The 17925-nt window shown below is 62.8% G+C and carries 18 protein-coding genes and 1 other RNA gene; 2 read left to right on the forward strand and 17 right to left on the reverse strand.

Going from position 1 to position 17925, the window contains the following annotated elements:
• Positions 1-56 precede the first annotated feature (56 nt).
• The gene (locus AMA01_RS07185; RefSeq protein WP_067849476.1) at positions 57-1448 is read right to left on the reverse strand and encodes a sensor histidine kinase; all 1392 of its coding nucleotides are present in this window, start codon (positions 1446-1448) and stop codon (positions 57-59) included.
• Positions 1449-2123: a response regulator transcription factor gene (locus tag AMA01_RS07190; protein WP_067849478.1), complete on the reverse strand. Its 675-nt coding sequence runs from the start codon at positions 2121-2123 to the stop codon at positions 1449-1451.
• Positions 2124-2300: 177 nt separating this feature from the next.
• Between AMA01_RS07190 and AMA01_RS07195 the strand changes: the two genes are divergently transcribed.
• Entirely contained in the window at positions 2301-2747 is a 447-nt protein-coding gene (locus tag AMA01_RS07195) for a DUF2231 domain-containing protein (protein WP_067849480.1), read from the forward strand.
• A gap of 36 nt (positions 2748-2783) precedes the next feature.
• Here AMA01_RS07195 and AMA01_RS07200 read toward each other — a convergent pair whose 3' ends face one another.
• The 4 genes from AMA01_RS07200 to rnpB form a co-directional block, all read right to left on the reverse strand.
• Complete coding sequence (locus AMA01_RS07200) at positions 2784-4253, reverse strand: sodium:solute symporter family protein (RefSeq protein ID WP_067849482.1); 1470 nt, start codon at positions 4251-4253, stop codon at positions 2784-2786.
• Positions 4254-4256: 3 nt separating this feature from the next.
• The gene (locus tag AMA01_RS07205; RefSeq protein ID WP_067849484.1) at positions 4257-4448 is read right to left on the reverse strand and encodes a DUF3311 domain-containing protein; all 192 of its coding nucleotides are present in this window, start codon (positions 4446-4448) and stop codon (positions 4257-4259) included.
• A gap of 127 nt (positions 4449-4575) precedes the next feature.
• Positions 4576-5436: a GNAT family N-acetyltransferase gene (locus AMA01_RS07210; protein ID WP_067849486.1), complete on the reverse strand. Its 861-nt coding sequence runs from the start codon at positions 5434-5436 to the stop codon at positions 4576-4578.
• 97 nt (positions 5437-5533) lie between these two features.
• An RNA gene (gene rnpB / locus AMA01_RS07215) (RNase P RNA component class A) lies at positions 5534-5931 on the reverse strand.
• Positions 5932-6114: 183 nt separating this feature from the next.
• Here rnpB and AMA01_RS07220 point away from each other — a divergent pair.
• On the forward strand, positions 6115-6888 hold the full coding sequence (locus AMA01_RS07220; RefSeq protein WP_067849488.1) for an arginase family protein: 774 nt from the start codon (positions 6115-6117) through the stop codon (positions 6886-6888).
• Between the two features lie 4 nt (positions 6889-6892).
• Here AMA01_RS07220 and AMA01_RS07225 read toward each other — a convergent pair whose 3' ends face one another.
• The 11 genes from AMA01_RS07225 to AMA01_RS07270 all read right to left on the reverse strand — a co-directional run bounded on the left by AMA01_RS07225 (position 6893) and on the right by AMA01_RS07270 (position 17911).
• A complete protein-coding gene (locus tag AMA01_RS07225; protein WP_067849490.1) occupies positions 6893-8002 on the reverse strand; it encodes a Nif3-like dinuclear metal center hexameric protein in 1110 nt (369 codons plus the stop codon).
• Positions 7993-8769, reverse strand: a complete 777-nt coding sequence (locus AMA01_RS07230) for a tRNA (adenine(22)-N(1))-methyltransferase (RefSeq protein ID WP_067849492.1) — start codon at positions 8767-8769, stop codon at positions 7993-7995. The genes AMA01_RS07225 and AMA01_RS07230 overlap by 10 nt, the downstream gene beginning before the upstream one ends.
• Before the next feature lie 38 nt (positions 8770-8807).
• Entirely contained in the window at positions 8808-9407 is a 600-nt protein-coding gene (locus AMA01_RS07235) for a YdcF family protein (protein ID WP_067849494.1), read from the reverse strand.
• Between the two features lie 174 nt (positions 9408-9581).
• Complete coding sequence (rpoD, locus tag AMA01_RS07240; RefSeq protein ID WP_008337108.1) at positions 9582-10688, reverse strand: RNA polymerase sigma factor RpoD; 1107 nt, start codon at positions 10686-10688, stop codon at positions 9582-9584.
• A gap of 36 nt (positions 10689-10724) precedes the next feature.
• Positions 10725-12530: a DNA primase gene (gene dnaG / locus AMA01_RS07245; protein WP_082744053.1), complete on the reverse strand. Its 1806-nt coding sequence runs from the start codon at positions 12528-12530 to the stop codon at positions 10725-10727.
• Between the two features lie 265 nt (positions 12531-12795).
• Positions 12796-13611 carry a DNA repair protein RecO gene (gene recO / locus AMA01_RS07250; RefSeq protein WP_067849496.1) on the reverse strand — a complete coding sequence of 272 codons (816 nt, stop codon included), beginning with the start codon at positions 13609-13611 and terminating at the stop codon, positions 12796-12798.
• 2 nt (positions 13612-13613) lie between these two features.
• Positions 13614-13775: a YqzL family protein gene (locus AMA01_RS13565; RefSeq protein WP_082744055.1), complete on the reverse strand. Its 162-nt coding sequence runs from the start codon at positions 13773-13775 to the stop codon at positions 13614-13616.
• Between the two features lie 91 nt (positions 13776-13866).
• Positions 13867-14763 carry a GTPase Era gene (gene era, locus AMA01_RS07255; RefSeq protein ID WP_067849498.1) on the reverse strand — a complete coding sequence of 299 codons (897 nt, stop codon included), beginning with the start codon at positions 14761-14763 and terminating at the stop codon, positions 13867-13869.
• Complete coding sequence (locus AMA01_RS07260; RefSeq protein ID WP_067849500.1) at positions 14760-15299, reverse strand: diacylglycerol kinase; 540 nt, start codon at positions 15297-15299, stop codon at positions 14760-14762. Before AMA01_RS07260 ends, era begins: the two co-directional genes overlap by 4 nt.
• A gap of 18 nt (positions 15300-15317) precedes the next feature.
• Entirely contained in the window at positions 15318-15791 is a 474-nt protein-coding gene (gene ybeY / locus AMA01_RS07265) for an rRNA maturation RNase YbeY (RefSeq protein WP_067849502.1), read from the reverse strand.
• On the reverse strand, positions 15788-17911 hold the full coding sequence (locus tag AMA01_RS07270) for an HD family phosphohydrolase (RefSeq protein WP_067849504.1): 2124 nt from the start codon (positions 17909-17911) through the stop codon (positions 15788-15790). Before AMA01_RS07270 ends, ybeY begins: the two co-directional genes overlap by 4 nt.
• Positions 17912-17925: the final 14 nt, after the last annotated feature.

Raw genomic sequence — 17925 nt, forward strand, 5'->3', positions numbered from 1 at the left:
TGCGCTCCCTTCGGCAGCGTGCGGAGGACCTGCGTGGGCCAACCGCTTTTTCTTGGTTAAGAGCTATTCTTTTTATAGCACATGGAGCGCAGGCGGGCAAAACGGCCACTGCGGCGCTCCGCCGGTGGCCTCAGAGGCAGGCGCACCTCGACTTCGGTCCCCGCGCCGTGCGGTCCGGGGCTCGCAATGCGGATCTGTCCTCCGTGGGCCTCGGCGATCCACTTGGCAATCGAGAGGCCAAGGCCTGCCCCGCGCGTGGCCCGAGACGGATCGGCCTGGTAAAAGCGGTCAAACACGTGCGGCAGGTGCTCCTGGGGGATGCCTCGGCCCGTGTCGCACACGGCGAGGATGGCGCCGCTGCCCGAGAGATGCGCGCGAACCTCCACCCAGCCGCCTCGGGGCGTGAAGGCGATGGCATTGTCGAGCAAGATGCCTACGAGCTCCTGAAGCCGGTCAGCATCCGCCTCCACCATGGCCTCAGCGGCAGAGACGCGAAGTTCGATGCCTTTCTCTTCGGCGAGCGGCGCGAACCGCTGCGCGGCCTCCCGGGCGACGGCGGCGAGATCGACCGGCTTCGGACGAATGACCGCCTCGCCCTCGTCAGCCTTGGCGAGCGCGAGCAGATCGTTCACCAGCCTCTGAAGACGGCTCGTCTCGCGATCCAGCGACGCGACGATCTCGCTCACATCCATGATGGTCTCCCCCGGATGGCGAAACATGCGATCGATCTGCAGCCGCATGACCGCGAGCGGCGTCCGCAGTTCATGGGACGCGTTGGCGACGAATCGCCGCTGTTCTTCGAAGCTCCTGCGGATGGGGCGAAGCGCGCGGGAGGCAAGGGCAAACCCGGCGCCTGCGGAGACAACGGAAAACAAGCCGGCGGAGGCGCTCAAAATGGTCAGCAGCTCGCGCAGAAAGGCGACATCCTGGGCACGGTTGTACAGGATCATCACGGCGTTGGCCGACTGCGCGCCGACTCGCACCGGCCTTGGCGGGACCACTTTCATCCCCAAGAAAGGCACGCCCCCGAAGCTCGCCTCGCGTGGACGCGCGCCGAATCCGTACGTCGCGACGAGCGCCACTTCAGACGACGTGAAGCTGCCCGTTGGCGATTGCGATACCACCCTTGTGCCGTCGAGCAGCACATACACCAGATGTTGTTCGCGCGTCTCGTTCACCTCCGCCAGCCATCGGTCCGCGTCAGGTCCGGGGGGAATGGCATGACCTCGCGCGAGAGGCGCAGCCGCATCGCCGTCGGCATCGCCCGGGAGAATCTGATCATCCCGGCACGCGCGCAGATTGGCGGCGGCAGCGCTCATCGTGGCGATCTCGTCCGCGCGGACGCGGTGATCGGTAAACGCATAGACGACTGCGCTGAAAAGAAGGAGAATGCCGGCAAATACGGCGGTGTACAGGAGCACAAGGCGAAGCGCAGTTTTCCGAAACACTCACGGGTCACTCCACATGTAGCCGACGTTGCGGACCGTGCGAATGGCGGCGTCGTACCCGAAAGGATGCAACTTCTTTCGCAGGTAATGGACGTACAGATCCACCGTCGTATCCATGACATCCGAATCAATTCCCCAGACGCGGTGGAAGATGCGCTCGCGCAGGAGAATCTGTCCGCGGTGGCTGAGCAGGTATTCGAGCAAATCGAATTCCTTGTCGCTCAACTTGACGGGCTCGTCCTCAAACATCACGCGGCGGGCCAGCGGATCCAAGACGAGAGGGCCGGATCGAAGCGTCATGTCCGTGCCCAACTCTCGATTGCGGCGCAATAAAGCCCGCAGCCTGGCCAAAAACTCCTCAGTGGCGAACGGTTTTGGCAAGTAATCGTCTCCACCCGCGTTGAGTCCTTGAACGCGGTGGTCGACATCGCCCAATGCCGTGAGAAACAGAACCGGCACGTGGACGCGCTTGTCCCGCAGGGCTCGGACGAGATCGTAGCCCGACAGGCCGGGCAGCATGACGTCGACGACGAGCGCGTCATACACCGCAGTCTCTGCGAGATAGAGCCCATCCTCGCCGTCATACGCCACATCCACCTGAAACGACTCCTCGCGCAAGACCTCGGCGAGTGCGTCCGACAAACCCTGATCGTCTTCCACGAGAAGGATGCGCATAACGCCCTCCAAACGCTGCTGTTGCTTGAATCGGACACCCGACACCGAGTCGGCGAAAGGTCCCACAAGAAAATACGCGGTCAAGCTTGAAATCGGCTTGGAAGCGTGCCGTTCCAATCCGGTTTTGAGGTCTCTTCAACAAAATGATGACTTGGACTAGAAACGGAGGGGCATGGCTTGTCTGGGCTCGAACATCTCTTACCAAGCACGATCCACCCGATGGTGGTGCACTTCACCATCGCCATCGCGTATCTCGCCGGTGCCGCAGGGCTCGTGGGCGGAGTGCGCCAGACGTCGTTTTGGTCTCGGGCGTTTCTGTATCTTCTCCTGCTCGGCATCCTCGCCACCGCATCGGCCGCCGTCGCGGGTGTCGTCAGCGAGTCCTACCTCGCCAGGATTCCCGCACCGGTCGCACCACTGCTGCACACGCACAAGGAATACGGCCTGTTTACAGGCGCCTTCCAGGTGATTGCCACCGCCCTCCAACTCGCATGGGGAACCCGGCGCAGCCGCGTCTCCTGGCTCGCGGTCGTCTGTGCCGTCATTGCCTGCGTGTTCGTCACCATGGCGGGCCACCTCGGCGGCACCATGGTGTACCACTATGGGCTCGGGGTCAGGGCCTGAAGCCCTCGCCCCGAGCCCGCCCCAGCGCGGGTTGTGTCAGGCATCATATTCGCCCGCCCGATGAACCGGAATGTCGGCGGCCCGCAGCGCCGTGCGGCGCATGTCCCAAGAACGGGTTGCCGCCGACACGAGCAGCGTGACGACAAAGTTGGCCGCCAGTGCGATGAACCCGCTGTTCAGCCCGGCGACGATGGTGTGATCCGTGAGCGCAAAATACGCCACCAACAGGACACCTACGAGAATTCCGCAGGCGGCACCCGGCAAGGTGACCCAGGCGCGCCGCCACACACACAGGAAGACCGATGGGAAGAACTGCGTCACGAAGTTGTATCCCATGAGAAGTAGCGCCACAATGGCCGCGTTCGAGTGAATCGAAAAGAGAAATGTGACGGCGGCCACCAGCCAAACCACCACGCGGGCCACGGTCTGGACCTCCCCCGCACCAGCATTTGGCCGCAATGGGCGATACAGATTCTCGGCCACGAGCGTGCCGGCAGTCATCAGCATGAGCGATCCCGGCACCATGGCCGTCAACACACCCGCGCCGCCAATCACACCCACAGCCCACGCCGGAAACACGTGCTCCACGGCCGCGAGCAGGGCAAGATTGCTGTTCTTGAGACCAGGAACAATCAGGATGGCCGCGAATCCCGCAAAGAAGACGAACAGCAGGATAAGTTGGTAGAGCGGGAGAAACGTCGCGTTGCGCCGAAACACGCGCTCGTTCTTAGCTGTGTACACGGCTCCAAAGGCGTGCGGCCACATGTAAAAACCGAGGCCCGTGAGGGCCACTGTCGAGATGAACCACGGGACGCCCATCCCTTTGGCACCCAATTGTAAAAAGCCGGGCCGGAGGTGGGCAATGGATGTGAACATGGCGTGAAGACCGCCGACGCGGGCCGGCAACAGGATGCCCACAGCCACGACGACCGCGAGAATGGCGAGATCTTTCAACACCGCCGTCCAGGCGGTGCCGTGCACCCCACTCAGCGTCACATACAGCGCGAGCACCAGCATGGCGATCGCAATGGCCCACGCCTCCGGCAAGCGGCCGTAGGATGCCATTTGCACAATCAAACCAAGTCCGGTCATCTGCGATTGCAGATACGGCACCAGCGCAATCACGCCGACGATGGCGACCAACGCGCCGAGGAGCCTGCTGTCAAATTGGGCCGTGAAGAAATCGGGTTGAGACAGAAGATTGCGCGCTTTGGCGTAGCGCCAAATGGGCGGTAGCAGGAAATACGAGAGAACGTACGCCACGGCCCCATACGCCAAAATGTACGCTGCGGGCCCACCCGTGCCGTACGCCCACCCACTTCCACCGAGAAAGGTGAACGTCGTGTAGATTTCCCCCGCCAAGAGGAGAAAGACGAAAAGAGCTCCAAAACCGCGCCCGGCCACCGCCCACTGCTCGAGATCCATCCGCTTGTGCGCTCGCGACCACAGCGCGAGGACAAATGCGACAGCGATGGCCACCGCGATGATGACAAGAGGTGCACTCAACGCTCACTCCTCCTTTCGATTGGCCGGATCGCACGCGTACACGATGGCCATGACCAGGGACGTGAAGACAATGCACACCACCATGTAGAAAAACAGGAACGGCATACCGAGCACAATGGGATAGGTTCGGTTTGCGAACACCACGCCGACGAAAATACAGAGCACAGGGATGAGCGCGAGCGCACGGATGGACAATGCGATCCCTCCTTCCTATGGCGTATTTTTCGGAATCGAACGATAAACCAGACGACAAGTGACTATAGAATGCATGGTATTCGGCGCGTCGTCGAGAATTCCTGCCAGCAAAGAAAGCGGCCCGCGCTCATCCGAACGCAGGCCGCAGAAGTGCGTAGAGGTGTTGCCGCTGGCCGGGAAGCGCGGGCGCGCCGCGCAACATCATCACCGAGGATGCCTGTCCCTCAAAGCCGAGCTTGCGAAGGCGATGCAGAAAGGAAGAACGTTCGGCCGGCACATCCATCGCAATCGAACCGTCCACGTCTTCCGCCAGCAGGTGCATGAGGTGGAGCGCCATGATGTCGTTCTGCGCAACAATCGGCCCCAGGCGCATCCCGGTTGCAGATGAGAGCGCCAAGCCGATGCCCTGGACCTTGTTGGCCTCGTCTCGAACCGCGATGACCTTGTCCGCCGCGCGAACCACGCGCGGAAGCAGTTGCGAGCGGTCGGCGCCGAAGGCGGCCCCATCCAATCTGTACGCGTCCTCGAGCCACGCGTCGTCCGAAGCGTCTGCCGCCATCGGCTCCTGCGGAAGATGCGGCGCAAGCACGCGATCCGCCCGAAGCCGCACCACCTCTCCAACCGCGCGGAACCCGAACCGAGCGTAGAGCGGCGCGAGTTCCTTTCGAGCCACCAGGCCGACGGGTACGGGACCCGCCCCTAGGTCAAGCTGGCGCAGGGCGTGATCGATCAGTTTGCCGCCGAGGCCTCTGCGCTGAACATCCGGCACAACGGCGACGTTCCCGAGCCATGCGAGGCTCTGGCCATGCCGGTACACGCTTGCGACGCCCGCGAGTTGACCATCCAAGTACGCGCCCCACGCCTCGCCGGTGGCAAACAACAGGTCGATCTCGGCGGGATCAAACCGCCACCCCACCGACTCCACCACATTGGCCCATGCGGCGCGATCCGCCTCTCCCAGGCGAGAAATCACCCATTCCGTTGCCATGCGTGCCTCCTGTGCGCCGGTTTTCGCGCCTTAGCGCGATGATCATACGAAAACATCACCCAATGTGGGTGATGTCCGCTCCGCGACGATATGTACGCGAAGAAGCAAGCCTGTAAGCCGAGTTCTGTCCTCCTGTGCTGCAAGCGGCGTGACGCCTCGCACGTGTGGAGTGGCAATCATCTATCTAGGCCGACCGTTGCCAGCCGGCTCCAGCGACCAACCCGGGCGCGCGGCGGGCCACCGCATCAGCGCCCCTACTTGGTCTTGCTCCGGGTGGGGTTTACCTAGCCAGCCCGTCTCCGGGCTGCTGGTGCGCTCTTACCGCACCGTTGCACCCTTGCCTGAGCTCAAACGAGCCATCGGCGGTCTGCATTTCTGTAGCACTTTCCCTGAGATCGCTCTCGCCGGACGTTATCCGGCACCCTGCCCTGTGGAGCTCGGACTTTCCTCCCGTGCAGCCTCGCGGCTCGCACCGGCGATTGCCCGGCTTACTTCTTCGCATCAGCATGCAGAGTATACTCGGATTTCGCCTCACATGCAATGGCGGATTCCGGCGATCTCGCCCGCCGCTGGATGCATACCCGCCCATCTTTTGTTATGGTAAGGGTAAGTCCAACATGTGCGCTTCAGATGAGACACGATTTCAAGGCAACACGTGCTTGAGAGGAGTGGATCATCTTGTTGACGCGAAGACCCGGAGTCACCGTGCTGCACCTGGACGAAAGCCTGGCGATTCAGTCGCTCCCATTCCCGCCCGAGCACGAGGTCGTGCGGCTGGACGATATCCCGGGAACGCACGGCATGTGCGATCCGTTTGCGGCGCGCGCCATCGAGCAGCGCCTCGCCCGCCGAGCGTTCCACGGCGTAACGCTGATTGGGAGCGGCACCTACCACTACGTCACCTACTTCCTTCTCCGCGAATGCCAGGAGCCGTTTTCGCTGGTCTTGTTCGACCATCACACCGACTGCGCCGAAGAACCGCCCCTCCTGTCCTGTGGAAACTGGGTGAGGCGCGCGCTCTTTCGCGTGCCGAAGCTCCGCCGTGTGGTCATCGTGGGCGCGCGCGACGCTGGCGAATTGCGCCATCTCGGCCGCCGACACCCGGATGTCACGCTTATCGATGAAACGGAGATCTCGTCGCTTCCGGCGCCGCGGAGGCTCGCGCAACGCGTGCTCGATGCCGCCGGGAGTCATCCGGTGTACGTGAGCATCGACAAAGACGTGCTCCATCCGGCCGACGCGGCCACCGACTGGGACGGAGGCACCATGCGCCTGCGGATGCTTCTGTACGCCCTCGTCGCCCTCCGGCGCCGCCGACGCATCCTGGGCGTCGATCTCTGCGGCGAATGGCCCGTCTCCCCCGTTGGCGCGGTGAGCGCCCAGTCCCTTCGGCAAGTCCGGAAGAACGAGGTCGCCAACCGCGCCATTCTCCTCACCCTGCGATCCGGCTGACGCCTCACACAAAGCGCCACGGGTCGACGCCCTCGACGTCCACGCGGACCTCGACTCCCGGCCCCAAAGCCTCACCCAGCTTGCGGGCCACGGCCTCGCAAACTGGCGCCTCGAGCGCCGCGTGCGGCACGTCGACAATGGCGAGCCCGTCGTGCACGGCGTCCGCCGCCTGATGGTGCGACACGTCCGCGGTGACCAGCGCGTCGGCACCGAGAGCCAAGGCGCGTGGAATCCACCCACTCCCAGAACCTCCGAGCACGGCGATCTTCTGCACGCTCGCCCGCGGGCAACCCGCGTACCGAAGGTGGGGCAGGTGAAAGGCGCGCCTCACCCGATCCACAAAGGACTCGAGTTCCATGGGTTCCGGCAGCGTGCCGATGCGCCCGATTCCGAACGGGCGGCCAGGAACCGCCAGCGGATAGATGTCATATGCCACTTCCTCATACGGATGCGCCTTCAGCATGCTCGCGACGATGCGGTCGAGATCGCGCTCGTAGGCAATGGTCTCCAGCCGCACCTCGTCCACCAGTTCGAGCTTGCCCTCCTCGCCGATATACGGATGGGTGCCGGGCCCCGGCTTGAACGATCCCGTCCCAGGCGTACCAAACGTGCAGTGCGAATACGCGCCGATGTGGCCTGCCCCTGCATCCCCGAGCGCCTGGCGAACCGCGTCCACGTGCGACACCGGCACGAAGACGACCACCTTGGCAAGTTTGTCACGCCCCGTGACGTCCAGCAATTCGGGCTGGCTGAGGCCCAACTTCTCCACGATCACGTCGTTGACGCCGCCAGGCGCGCAGTCGAGATTGGTGTGCGCCGCAAAGAAAGCGGTCTGCTGCGCGACCAGCTTCGCGACCATGGCCTGGCGGGGCTTGTCCCAGCGAATCTCGGACAGCGGCCGAAAGAGAAGCGCATGGTGCGCGACGATCATATCCGCTCCCCATGCCACAGCGCGATCCACCACGTCGGGCGTCACTTCGAGCGTCACCACGAGCTTCGCGACGGGTCGGGCGGGATCGCCCAGTTGAAGCCCGATGCGATCGCCCTCCATCGCCATGTGGGGCGGCGCGATGACATCCATCGCCCGCATGACGTCGGCAACCGTCACCTGCATGTCCTATCCTCCTCCCATCGTGCCAAGAGCGCGTTCCAGATCTTCTTCCGCCTCGCGAGCAGTTCGAGCTGAGCGGCGTGCAGCGCGCGATGGTCTGATCGCTCGACGCGCGCCATGGCCCGCTCGGTGCGCCTCACCTCGGCTTCGATCCGGCAGCGAAGGCCCGGCGCACTCGCTAGGCACAGCAGCGGCCCGACCATCCAGAGCGCCTCCCACGCCTCGTCCGGCCGGAGGCCGCGATCGCAGAGGTGCGACAGCGGAACGGAGTAAGCTGGATCGGGCCCGCCCCGATATTCCGCGGCGATGATCTCGTACGGCTTGTCCGCTTCGCACACCGCCTCCTCCGCGGCGAGATGAAACCCAAGGCGATACAGCGTCTGCCGCAACACGTGACCAGCCCCCATGGGCTGAAACACCAGCCGACGCGCGGAACGCGCGATATCCTCCCGTCTCTCGACCATGTCCGCCTGCGCGCGCCCACCAAGGCCCGCCGACACAATGACGTCCGCCTCACCCACCTGGAGCGGCTCCAAACCGTCCCCCAGGCGAATGGACGCGCGCGACAAAAGCCCGCGAGCGGCTAGATGCGCGCGGGCTTGGGACAGCGGGCCCTCGCGGACATCCGTCGCGATGGCGCGGCGGGTCATGCCCGCTTCGAGCGCGAATACTGGCAGGTAGGCGTGATCGGTGCCGATATCGGCCAACGTTTCACACGGGAGCGCCAATTCCGCCACGGCCCGGAGGCGCGGCCCCAAATCCATTGCCATCCCCCTCTCGACTTCACTCACGCCATCAACAGTTGGGTTTACGCCTTCCAAAACGGGGCCTGTCGTCCCCGGAGCATGTACTCGATATGGGCAAACACCTCGCGCACGGCTGCGCGAAACTCCCCTTTCGTGGACGCGGCGCCGCAGCCCGTCGCCTCCACGCCCAGCGTGCGCGCGACGGCAATCGCCCGCGGAAGGTGGTAGTCAGACGTGATGATGACCGCCGTCCGATACCCTCGATCTCGCATGATATCCTTGCTGTGATACAAATTTTCCCACGTGTTGGTGGACATTCTCTCTTCGTGCACCGCGTCCGCGGGGACGCCGTTCATGACCAGGAAACGCTTCATGCTCCTCGCCTCGGCAACGGTCTCGTTCTCCCCCCGGCCGCCGCTCACGATGATGGCGCGGATGTAGCCCTGGCGATACAACGCAATGGCCGCTCGAAGCCTGGCCGCAAGCGGATGGCTGGGTTCAAAGCCATCCGTGTACGCGCCGAGCACGACACCCACGTCGCTCTTCTCCGGGCGCATGGACCTTCCCTCGTATTTCAGGCGTTCGGCAAACCGAATGAGAAACGCGAGCGACCCCACCGCCGCCACCCCGCACGCCAGCAGGCACATCCACAGCCAGGCCAAGTTGTCCCCACCGCCTCATCGCCGTCTCCTTCTCCCACGATACGCGGACGATGAGAGCTGTAGACCGGCGAGCAATGAGCCAACGTTTCGTCGCCCAGTTGCCAAAAACGAAATCAGGCCGCCACGCCCCATCACGAGACGAGCAGCCTGTGCATGCGCGGAGTGGCCATATCCTCACTCGAGGAAGTCCTTGAGCCGCTTGCTTCGACTCGGGTGGCGCAGCTTGCGGAGCGCCTTCGCCTCAATTTGGCGGATGCGTTCCCGCGTCACCCCAAACACCTTGCCGACTTCCTCCAGGGTGCGAGTGCGGCCGTCATCCAATCCGAAGCGCAGCCGAAGCACGTTTTCCTCGCGCTCCGTCAGCGTGTCGAGCACGTCCTCCAACTGCTCCTTCAAGAGCTCGTAAGCCGCCGCGTCCGCCGGCGCGGGTGCCTCGTCGTCCGGAATAAAGTCGCCGAGATGCGAGTCATCCTCTTCGCCAATCGGCGTCTCCAGCGACACAGGTTCCTGCGCGATTTTCTGAATCTCGCGCACCTTCTCCGGCGTCAGGTCCATCTCGGCGGCAATCTCTTCCGGCGTCGGCTCACGCCCCAACTCCTGAAGGAGCTGCCGGGAGACGCGGATGAGCTTGTTAATCGTCTCCACCATGTGCACCGGAATTCGGATGGTCCGCGCCTGGTCGGCAATGGCCCGCGTGATGGCCTGCCGGATCCACCACGTGGCGTACGTGCTGAACTTGTAGCCCTTTCGGTAGTCAAACTTCTCAACCGCCTTGAGCAAGCCCAGGTTGCCTTCTTGGATCAGGTCGAGAAACAGCATGCCACGCCCGACGTATCGCTTCGCGATGCTGACCACAAGGCGCAGGTTGGCCTCCGCCAGGCGCTGCTTCGCCTCTTCGTCCCCTTGTTCGATCCGCTTGGCGAGCTCGATCTCCTCCTGCGCGGACAAAAGCGGCACGCGCCCAATCTCCTTCAGGTACATGCGCACGGGATCCGAAATCTTGACGCCGGGCGGAACGGAGAGATCGTCGAGATCGTAATCGTCGTCCTCGCGCCCCCCTTCTTCGTCCCGCTCGTTCACGACGTCAATCCCGAGTTCCGCCAGCTGTTCGAAGAAATCATCCATCGCATCGGCGTCCATGTCGAACGAGCTCAGCCGATCCGAGATCTCCTCATATGTCAACGAGCCTTGTTTTTTGCCCAGTTCAATCAGCTGCTGTTTCGCTTCCTGAAGGGTGATACCCTGATCCTCATCGCGGATTTCGTCATTCGTCTTCGCCATGTTCCCCGCCTCCTTTACCCCATTCGGCGCAACCCGTCATTCGGCGTGGAGCGCGCGGGGCTGCTTCATGGTTGCAATCTGGCTCTGAATCCACTCCACTTGCAGTTTGATCTCTCTAGTCTTTTCTTGGTCGCCGGCCGCCTCGGCCTCGCCCCACGCTCGCACCTTTTCCTTCAACTCCTGCTCCAACCTGGAAAGCTCGAGCGCCCTCAGGTAATCCTCCACGAGTTCCACCGTGATCTCAGGAGGCTCGTCAAACAGGAGGGAAGACGCCAGGCGAATCAAATCCTCATCTTCCAGCCGATCCACGAACGCGGACGGCGGTTGTCCTGGCTGCTCGAGCCGCCAGGAGTACACGTGCGACAAAAGCGCCGTATGCAGTGGATGGGCAAGCTCGGTGACGCCCTTCTCCATCAGGTACTCTGCCGCTTCCTGGCTGAACAGCGCAGCCTGGAGAATCCGGAGGCTCACCTGATCCTTCCCCTTGGCGGCGCGCGGAGCATTCATCCACGGGGCAACCTCTTCCCTCGAAGGAGAACGACGCCTTAATGGTTTCGCGAAACCGCGCATCTCCTCCTTCAATGTTTCGACAGAGAGGTTAAATTCCTGTGACAAATTTCGCAGCTGATATTCCTGTTCAACCGGGCTTGCGCGCTCCGCCAGCAGTCGCAGCGCCTGACGCAAAAACTCGGTTCGACCGGCCGGGCTCACCCACTCCGCGCGGGCGCGCAGGTCCTCCATCAAGAACTGAACCGCGGTCCACGTCGATTCCGACAGCATGCGCTCAAACGCCCGCGCGCCGTGTGCTCGGATGTATTCGTCCGGATCCATGCCGTCAGGGAGCCGAAGCACCACGGGCGTGACACTGGCCTGCTCAAGCACGTCGATGGCCCGGACCGCCGCCTTACGCCCGGCCTCATCGCCGTCGTATGCGATGACGACCTTGTCACATTCGGCCTTGAGCAACTGGGCCTGCTCTTCTGTCAAGCTCGTACCGAGCGTTGCAACCGCGCATTCGATGCCCGCCTGAGCCACAGCCAAAACATCCATGTAACCTTCGAGCAGCAGAGCTCTCCGTTCCTGGCGTATCGCCTTCCGCGCGCGATGCACATTGAAGAGCATCCTGCCCTTGTGAAACAGCTCATATTCGGGCGAATTGAGGTATTTGGGCTTCACTTCGTCGCCCATGGCCCTCGCGCCGAAGGCGACGACCTGTCCTCGCCGGTCCGCGATGGGAATGATGACGCGGCCGCGAAACCGATCCACCAGTTCACCGCCGAGATCCACCGCGAGTCCGCAGGAAATGAGTTCTTCAGCCGAAAAGCCCTTTTGCTGAAGAAACGACATCATGGCCCGGCCCGAGGGAGGCGCATAGCCCAATTGGTAGCTCGCCATGGTTGACCGTGAAATTCCGCGCGAAAGAAGATAGTGAAGGGCTTGCACTCCAGCATCTGTATTCATTAGAATGTGGTTGAACGCTTTTGCGGCCAGCTCGTGTGCCTGCCGGTACCGCTCGAGCTTAGGTGAGCGTGGAGCAGACGCTCGCATCGATTCTGGCACGGCGATACCGCAGCGCTCGGCGAGCAACGACACCGTCTCTGCAAACGACAGGCCCTCGATATCCATGAGAAATCGGAACACGGTGCCGCCGGCCCCACATCCGAAGCAATGGTATACTTGGCGGTCGGGCGAGACGGAAAACGAGGGCGTGCGCTCGTTGTGGAACGGGCACAGTCCAACATACGAGCGCCCCGACTTGCGCAGAGGCACGTATTCGCTGATGACTTCGACGATGTCGACCTTCTGGCGCAGCGTATCTATGAACGTCTCTGGAACGTTCATCACTGCACCCCCTATGCGGCGTGAACCCACGGCCGTATGTGGCCATGTGGTTCGCCGGTACCTACTCACGTATTCTACAAAGTAGGACACTTTCCTCCTATCCGCAAAAAATTGTCTCTTTCTCGACACGAATCGACACCAAGGCTTCTCTCGAAGCTTGCGGCGTCCCCGGAAGCCAGCTCTGAGACATGCCTAGTATCGACGCCCCAAGTCAAATTTATCCTCTTCTCTATCCCCGAATCAGTTTATGGTTCCCACATGTCGCTTATGTGTGAAGATCGCCGCGATGATCGTCAGGGGCGTCGGGGAGCGACGCCACGATATCGTCGAGCACTTGGCGCGCTCGGCCTCCCACGCCTGCGAATTCGCGCAGTTGATGCGCGAGAATGCGAGACAGCGAATCCCGCATGCCGCCCGAAAGATCGACACGGTGAAGTTTGGCAATATCGGCGTACGTCAACAGGTGGAGGACAGCCGCTATCTTGCGCGGCACCGGCCACGCGCGGGTTACGTCGCTCGCCACGGCGCTCACGCACTCTCCGCAAATGAGGCCGCCTTCGCGCGGATCGTAGCGCAGCTCTCCGCCGGCCTGTGCAAATTCGGCACCGCAGCGAATGCAGCGGCGCCAATCGGGCGCCACCCCGAGCCACGCGCACACCTTTAGCTCAAACGCGCGCGCGAGCACATCCGCAGGCACTCGATCCGCCTCCAGCCCGTCCAACACCGACACAAATTGCCGGTAGGCCGCCGGAGGCGCGTCGGGCCGCTCCGGAACGGTGCGGCTGGCGAGATCGCACAAATAGGCGGCGTAGGCCGCTTTGACCACATCTTCGTGTACGGCGCGTCGCAGGCGGGCGATCTCGGCCTGCCGCACGTCGCCCATCCCCCGCCCTTGGTACAATACGTAGGTCCCTTGCGCGCAGAGGCGCGCCGCCGCCGACAGGCGCCCGGTCGACCTTGCGCCGCCTCGCGCCATGGCCGTCACGAGCCCTGTTTCGGTCAGGAGCGTCAGGATGGCATCGCGCTCGCCGTAGCGCACAACCCGCACGACAACGGCCTCTGTCGTCCATATCACCGTCACACTCAGCCCTTCAGCGACGCCTGGAAATGCGAATCCTGATGGAGCTCGTCTTCTTCCGGTTGTTCCTCGTCCGGGAGTTGTTCTGCTTCTTGACAGGCCCGATACAGGAGGTACGCGTACACGTCCCCGGTGAGCTCGAATACCTTCCACGTGATGTCACGCATCGGCATCGTCTCCCTTCCGCTCCGCGGACTGCATTTCCATGGTTGTAGTCTGCCGTGATGCCCCTCCCGTATACCCGGAATCCCCTGGGGCTCAGCCGTCCCGATCGAAGCCGAACTGGTGCAGCAACGCCGGCTTGTTCCGCCAATCCCGCTTCACTTTGACCCACAGCTCCAGGTAAATCCGATTGCCGAACAAAGCCTCAAGCTCGTGCCGCGCCATCTCGCCCACGCGCTTTAACATCTGGCCCTGTTTGCCGATGAGAATGGCCTTTTGGCTCTCCCGCTCGGTGTAAATGACCGCGCTGACGTACAACGTGTCCGACGAACGGCGCTCCATGTGTTCCACGGCCACCATCACCGAGTGTGGGACTTCGTCGCGCGTCAGCATCAGCACTTTTTCCCGCACAATTTCGCTGACGATGAACGATTCCGGCTGGTCCGTGATCATGTCGTCCGGGTAATACCTCGGCCCCTCCGGCAGTCGCTTCTCGATCACCTCGGCCAAGAGGTCCACCTGCTCGCCTCTGAGCGCTGAAATCGGCACGTATTCGTCAAAGGGCCGGAGCGCCTGATACTCCTCGATGCGCTTCAACACAAGGGCGCGATCCTCCAGTGCATCCACTTTGTTGAGCGCGAGAGCGACCGGCGTCCGCACGCGCTCGAGCTGCTTGACGATCTCGATTTCCGTGGGATGCACGTACGAAGACGCATCCACCACCAGGACGATCACGTCCACCTCGTTCAGCGTCTTGAGCGCGATGTCCACCATGTACTCGCCCAAGCGATGCTTCGGCTTGTGAATACCAGGCGTGTCGATGAAGATCATCTGCGACGTCTCCGTCGTCCGCACGCCGCGGATGCGGTTGCGCGTCGTCTGCGGTCGGTTCGACATGATGGCGACCTTCTGCCCGACGAGCGCGTTGAGAAGAGTCGACTTGCCGACGTTCGGCCGACCTATGAGCGCCACGAAACCAGATTTGTAGGTCATTCCGCTGCTCCCCCCTTTCGCGGCCGTTTGATCTCGATGTCTGGGTGGTAAGGCCAAAGCCTCACTGCCCATACGGCCATCAACCAAATGGTGACAAGAACCACTGACCCCAGATTGCGAAGGCTCCAAAGCCACAAGTGCCACGGCCAGTCGGACACGAGCAGCCACGCCGCGATGGCGAGCGCTCCAAACGCGACGAACGTCACGGCGCCGCTCGCGACGTCCTTCGCCATGCCAGCCACCGGATGATCTTTCCAGGTGGAAGCCACGTCCACGGCCAGTTCGATCGCCGTGTTGAACAGTTCTGCGGCGAATACGCACATCGACACGAACACCGTCAGGGCCGCCTGCGCGATGCTGGGGCGCAGGCACCACTCGACGGCGGCGAGGCAGGTGAACAGCCAGACGTCCCGCTTCAGATTTTTCTCTGTGTGGAAGGCGTACACGACGCCGCGCAGGCTGTACGCCACGGCGCGGACAAACGGCTGCGCCTTGGCGTCGGTTCGCGCGTGCCCGCCTCGCCCCGCGTCCTTCATGGATTCACCGCCTCGTCACTACGATCTCGCCAGCCCGATGCCGAGCAAGATCTCCTCCTGAAGCCCGAACATCTCGCGTTCGCCCGCCTCATCCTCGTGATCGAACCCGTTCAGGTGCAAAAAGCCGTGCACCAACAAAAACGCCATTTCTCTTGCGAGGGAATGGCCGTATGCCCCGGCCTGTTCGTGGGCGCGATCGACGCTCACCACGATATCGCCGAGGATGGGGTCCACGTCGTCGGGATCGGCCAGCGCCACGCCCTCGTTCATCGGGAAGGACAACACGTCGGTGGGCCTGTCCACCTGGCGATAGGTCCGGTTCAACTCGTGGATGGCGCCATCGTCGACCAACAGCACGGACACCTCGCCCCGCACCCCGATTCGCTCGGCCGCCGCCTCAAGCACGCGTTCGACAAACGCCTGCGGGTCAGCGTTCGGCGGATCGAGCGGCCATTCCACCTCACAGGTGACATCGATGGACAAACGGTTCACTTTGCCACTTCCTTCTTCAACTTGTCAATGTCGGGATACTCAATGCGCGCGTGGTAAATGCCTTTGAGCGTCTTCATGAATGCTCCGACCATCGCGTCGAGATCCTGCAGGGTCAGATCGCATTCGTCCAATTGCCCGTCCTGGAGGCGATCTCGGATGATCTTGCGGATGACGCCCTCCACGCGGTTGGGCGTCGGCCGCGACATGCTGCGGACCGCAGCCTCGACCGCGTCGCAGATCATGATGATGGCGCACTCGCGCGTCTTGGGCTTTGGGCCCGGGTATCGAAAGTCGTCCACGCGCACGGTTCCGTTTTTATCCTGCTCCTTGGCCTTGTGATAAAAATACCACAAAATAGTCGTCCCGTGATGCGTGGCGCAAATATCCTGGATGGGCTTCGGAATCCCGGCCTTGCGCAGCATCTCGAGTCCATCCGAGACGTGCGACGTGATGATGAGGTGGCTGAGACTCGGCGCCACCTTGTCGTGCGGATTCTCCTTCGTCATCTGGTTCTCCACAAAGAACATGGGCCGCCTTGTCTTGCCGACATCGTGGTAATACGCGCCCACGCGGCACAGAAGTGGATCGGCCCCCACCAGTTCCGCCGCGGCCTCCGCAAGGTTGCCGACAATCAGGCTGTGGTGGTACGTGCCCGGGGCCTCGAGCAACACTTTCCGCAGCAGTGGATGATTCGGGTTCGACAGTTCGAGAAGCCGAATGGGCGTGAGCAGACCAAACGCCGATTCGAAAAACGGCAAAATACCCATTGTCAGAATGGCCGCGAACACGCCGTTCAGCGCAGCCAGGCCCACATGCAGCGACAGCGCGTGCAGATCTGTCCCCCGGCTCGTTTCCAACAAGTAGAGCGCGATGACCGTGCCCATGTTCACCGCTGACACGATGAATCCCGCCCGCATGAACGTCGCCCGGCTGGTGACGCGCGCAACGCTGTAGGCGCCGACGAGCGATCCGACGAAGCCGTAGAACACAAAATCGTAGTTCATCCCGAACGCAGCCCCGAGCAGAAACGAGAAGAAAAAGGCCGCCACCACAGCGAGGGACGAGTCCATCATCACCGTGATGAGCATCGCGCCAAGCGAGATGGGCAGCAGATACGGCGTCGACGTCGGCCCGCCCGCCTCGACAATCCACTTGGTCACCGCAATCAGGATGGCCATGAGGACGAACACGAGCCCCAGGATGCCAAGCATCAGGTTATCCAGCCGGCGCCTCGGTGCCCTTCGCTCGACGTAGGCGGCGAGCATCGCGATTGAAAGCGCGATGAACACAGCGAAGCCAACCCCGACGCGAACGCTCGGATACGCCGAATACAGTCCCACGTCCTTGAGCTTGCTGATGACGTCCTGCGTGACAACCTGGTTCTTCGCGACGATCACGTCGCCTTGATGAATCAAAACCGGCTGAACGCTCTCCGCGGCTTGCTCACGCGCCTCCTGCGTCGCCTGCGCCTGATACACCATGTTGGGCCGGAGCACGCTCACCGCGGTGTTCTGCACAATCAGGGCCGCATCTCGATCCAGCCCGAGGTTGAGATTCACAATCTGCCTGTCCACAAGAAGCATCGACTGTTGCATCGAGTCGGCGTAAAACGGCTGACTCAGGATGGCCTGTACCACTTTCGCCGCGTCTTTCTCAAGCCCGGCGAGCCGCGCGGCAGGCTCGCCCAGCATCAGTTCCAGCGTCGAGGTGGACAGCCCTTGCGGCGCAACACGCCGCACCTCCGCCAGGCGCTCGGCCGGCGTCAGGTTCGGATTGCCGGCGGCCGATCTCGCCGCGTCAAACAGCCCGGCGAGTTGTTGCAGCGCGTCCGACAGCACCTGCGGCGACTGCGCGTACTGCTTCGGGACCTTCGCCTCTGCCGCCTGGCGTTTGGCTGCCGTCGCAGCCGTATCGACGGCCGTCACCGGGGCCACAACGGTCGTGGGGCTCACCTCTCCGACCGCGAAATGATACCGGGGAGGCATCATGCTCGACGCGAGAATTGCGAACAAGAGAACGCCGAGACCCGCGTATATCCACACGCGGATTCGCCGACTATGGCGAAACGCATCATCGTCCAGCCAGCGGCGAATGGCGTTACCCCATCCTGTCCACTTCATGACCAACATGCTCC

The sequence above is a fragment of the Alicyclobacillus mali NBRC 102425 genome (assembly GCF_001570745.1).
GTDB lineage: Bacteria > Bacillota > Bacilli > Alicyclobacillales > Alicyclobacillaceae > Alicyclobacillus > Alicyclobacillus mali.

What these genes read in the sequence shown, in the direction of transcription:
- AMA01_RS07190 (WP_067849478.1), bottom strand. Translation starts at nt 2,123, where the DNA reads ATGCGCATCCTTCTCGTGGAAGACGATCAGGGTTTGTCGGACGCACTC.
- AMA01_RS07210 (WP_067849486.1), bottom strand. Translation starts at nt 5,436, where the DNA reads ATGGCAACGGAATGGGTGATTTCTCGCCTGGGAGAGGCGGATCGCGCC.
- AMA01_RS07225 (WP_067849490.1), bottom strand. Translation starts at nt 8,002, where the DNA reads ATGCAGGTGACGGTTGCCGACGTCATGCGGGCGATGGATGTCATCGCG.
- AMA01_RS07230 (WP_067849492.1), bottom strand. Translation starts at nt 8,769, where the DNA reads ATGGCAATGGATTTGGGGCCGCGCCTCCGGGCCGTGGCGGAATTGGCG.
- rpoD (WP_008337108.1), bottom strand. Translation starts at nt 10,688, where the DNA reads ATGGCGAAGACGAATGACGAAATCCGCGATGAGGATCAGGGTATCACC.
- dnaG (WP_082744053.1), bottom strand. Translation starts at nt 12,530, where the DNA reads ATGAACGTTCCAGAGACGTTCATAGATACGCTGCGCCAGAAGGTCGAC.
- AMA01_RS13565 (WP_082744055.1), bottom strand. Translation starts at nt 13,775, where the DNA reads ATGCGTGACATCACGTGGAAGGTATTCGAGCTCACCGGGGACGTGTAC.
- era (WP_067849498.1), bottom strand. Translation starts at nt 14,763, where the DNA reads ATGACCTACAAATCTGGTTTCGTGGCGCTCATAGGTCGGCCGAACGTC.
- AMA01_RS07260 (WP_067849500.1), bottom strand. Translation starts at nt 15,299, where the DNA reads ATGAAGGACGCGGGGCGAGGCGGGCACGCGCGAACCGACGCCAAGGCG.
- AMA01_RS07270 (WP_067849504.1), bottom strand. Translation starts at nt 17,911, where the DNA reads ATGAAGTGGACAGGATGGGGTAACGCCATTCGCCGCTGGCTGGACGAT.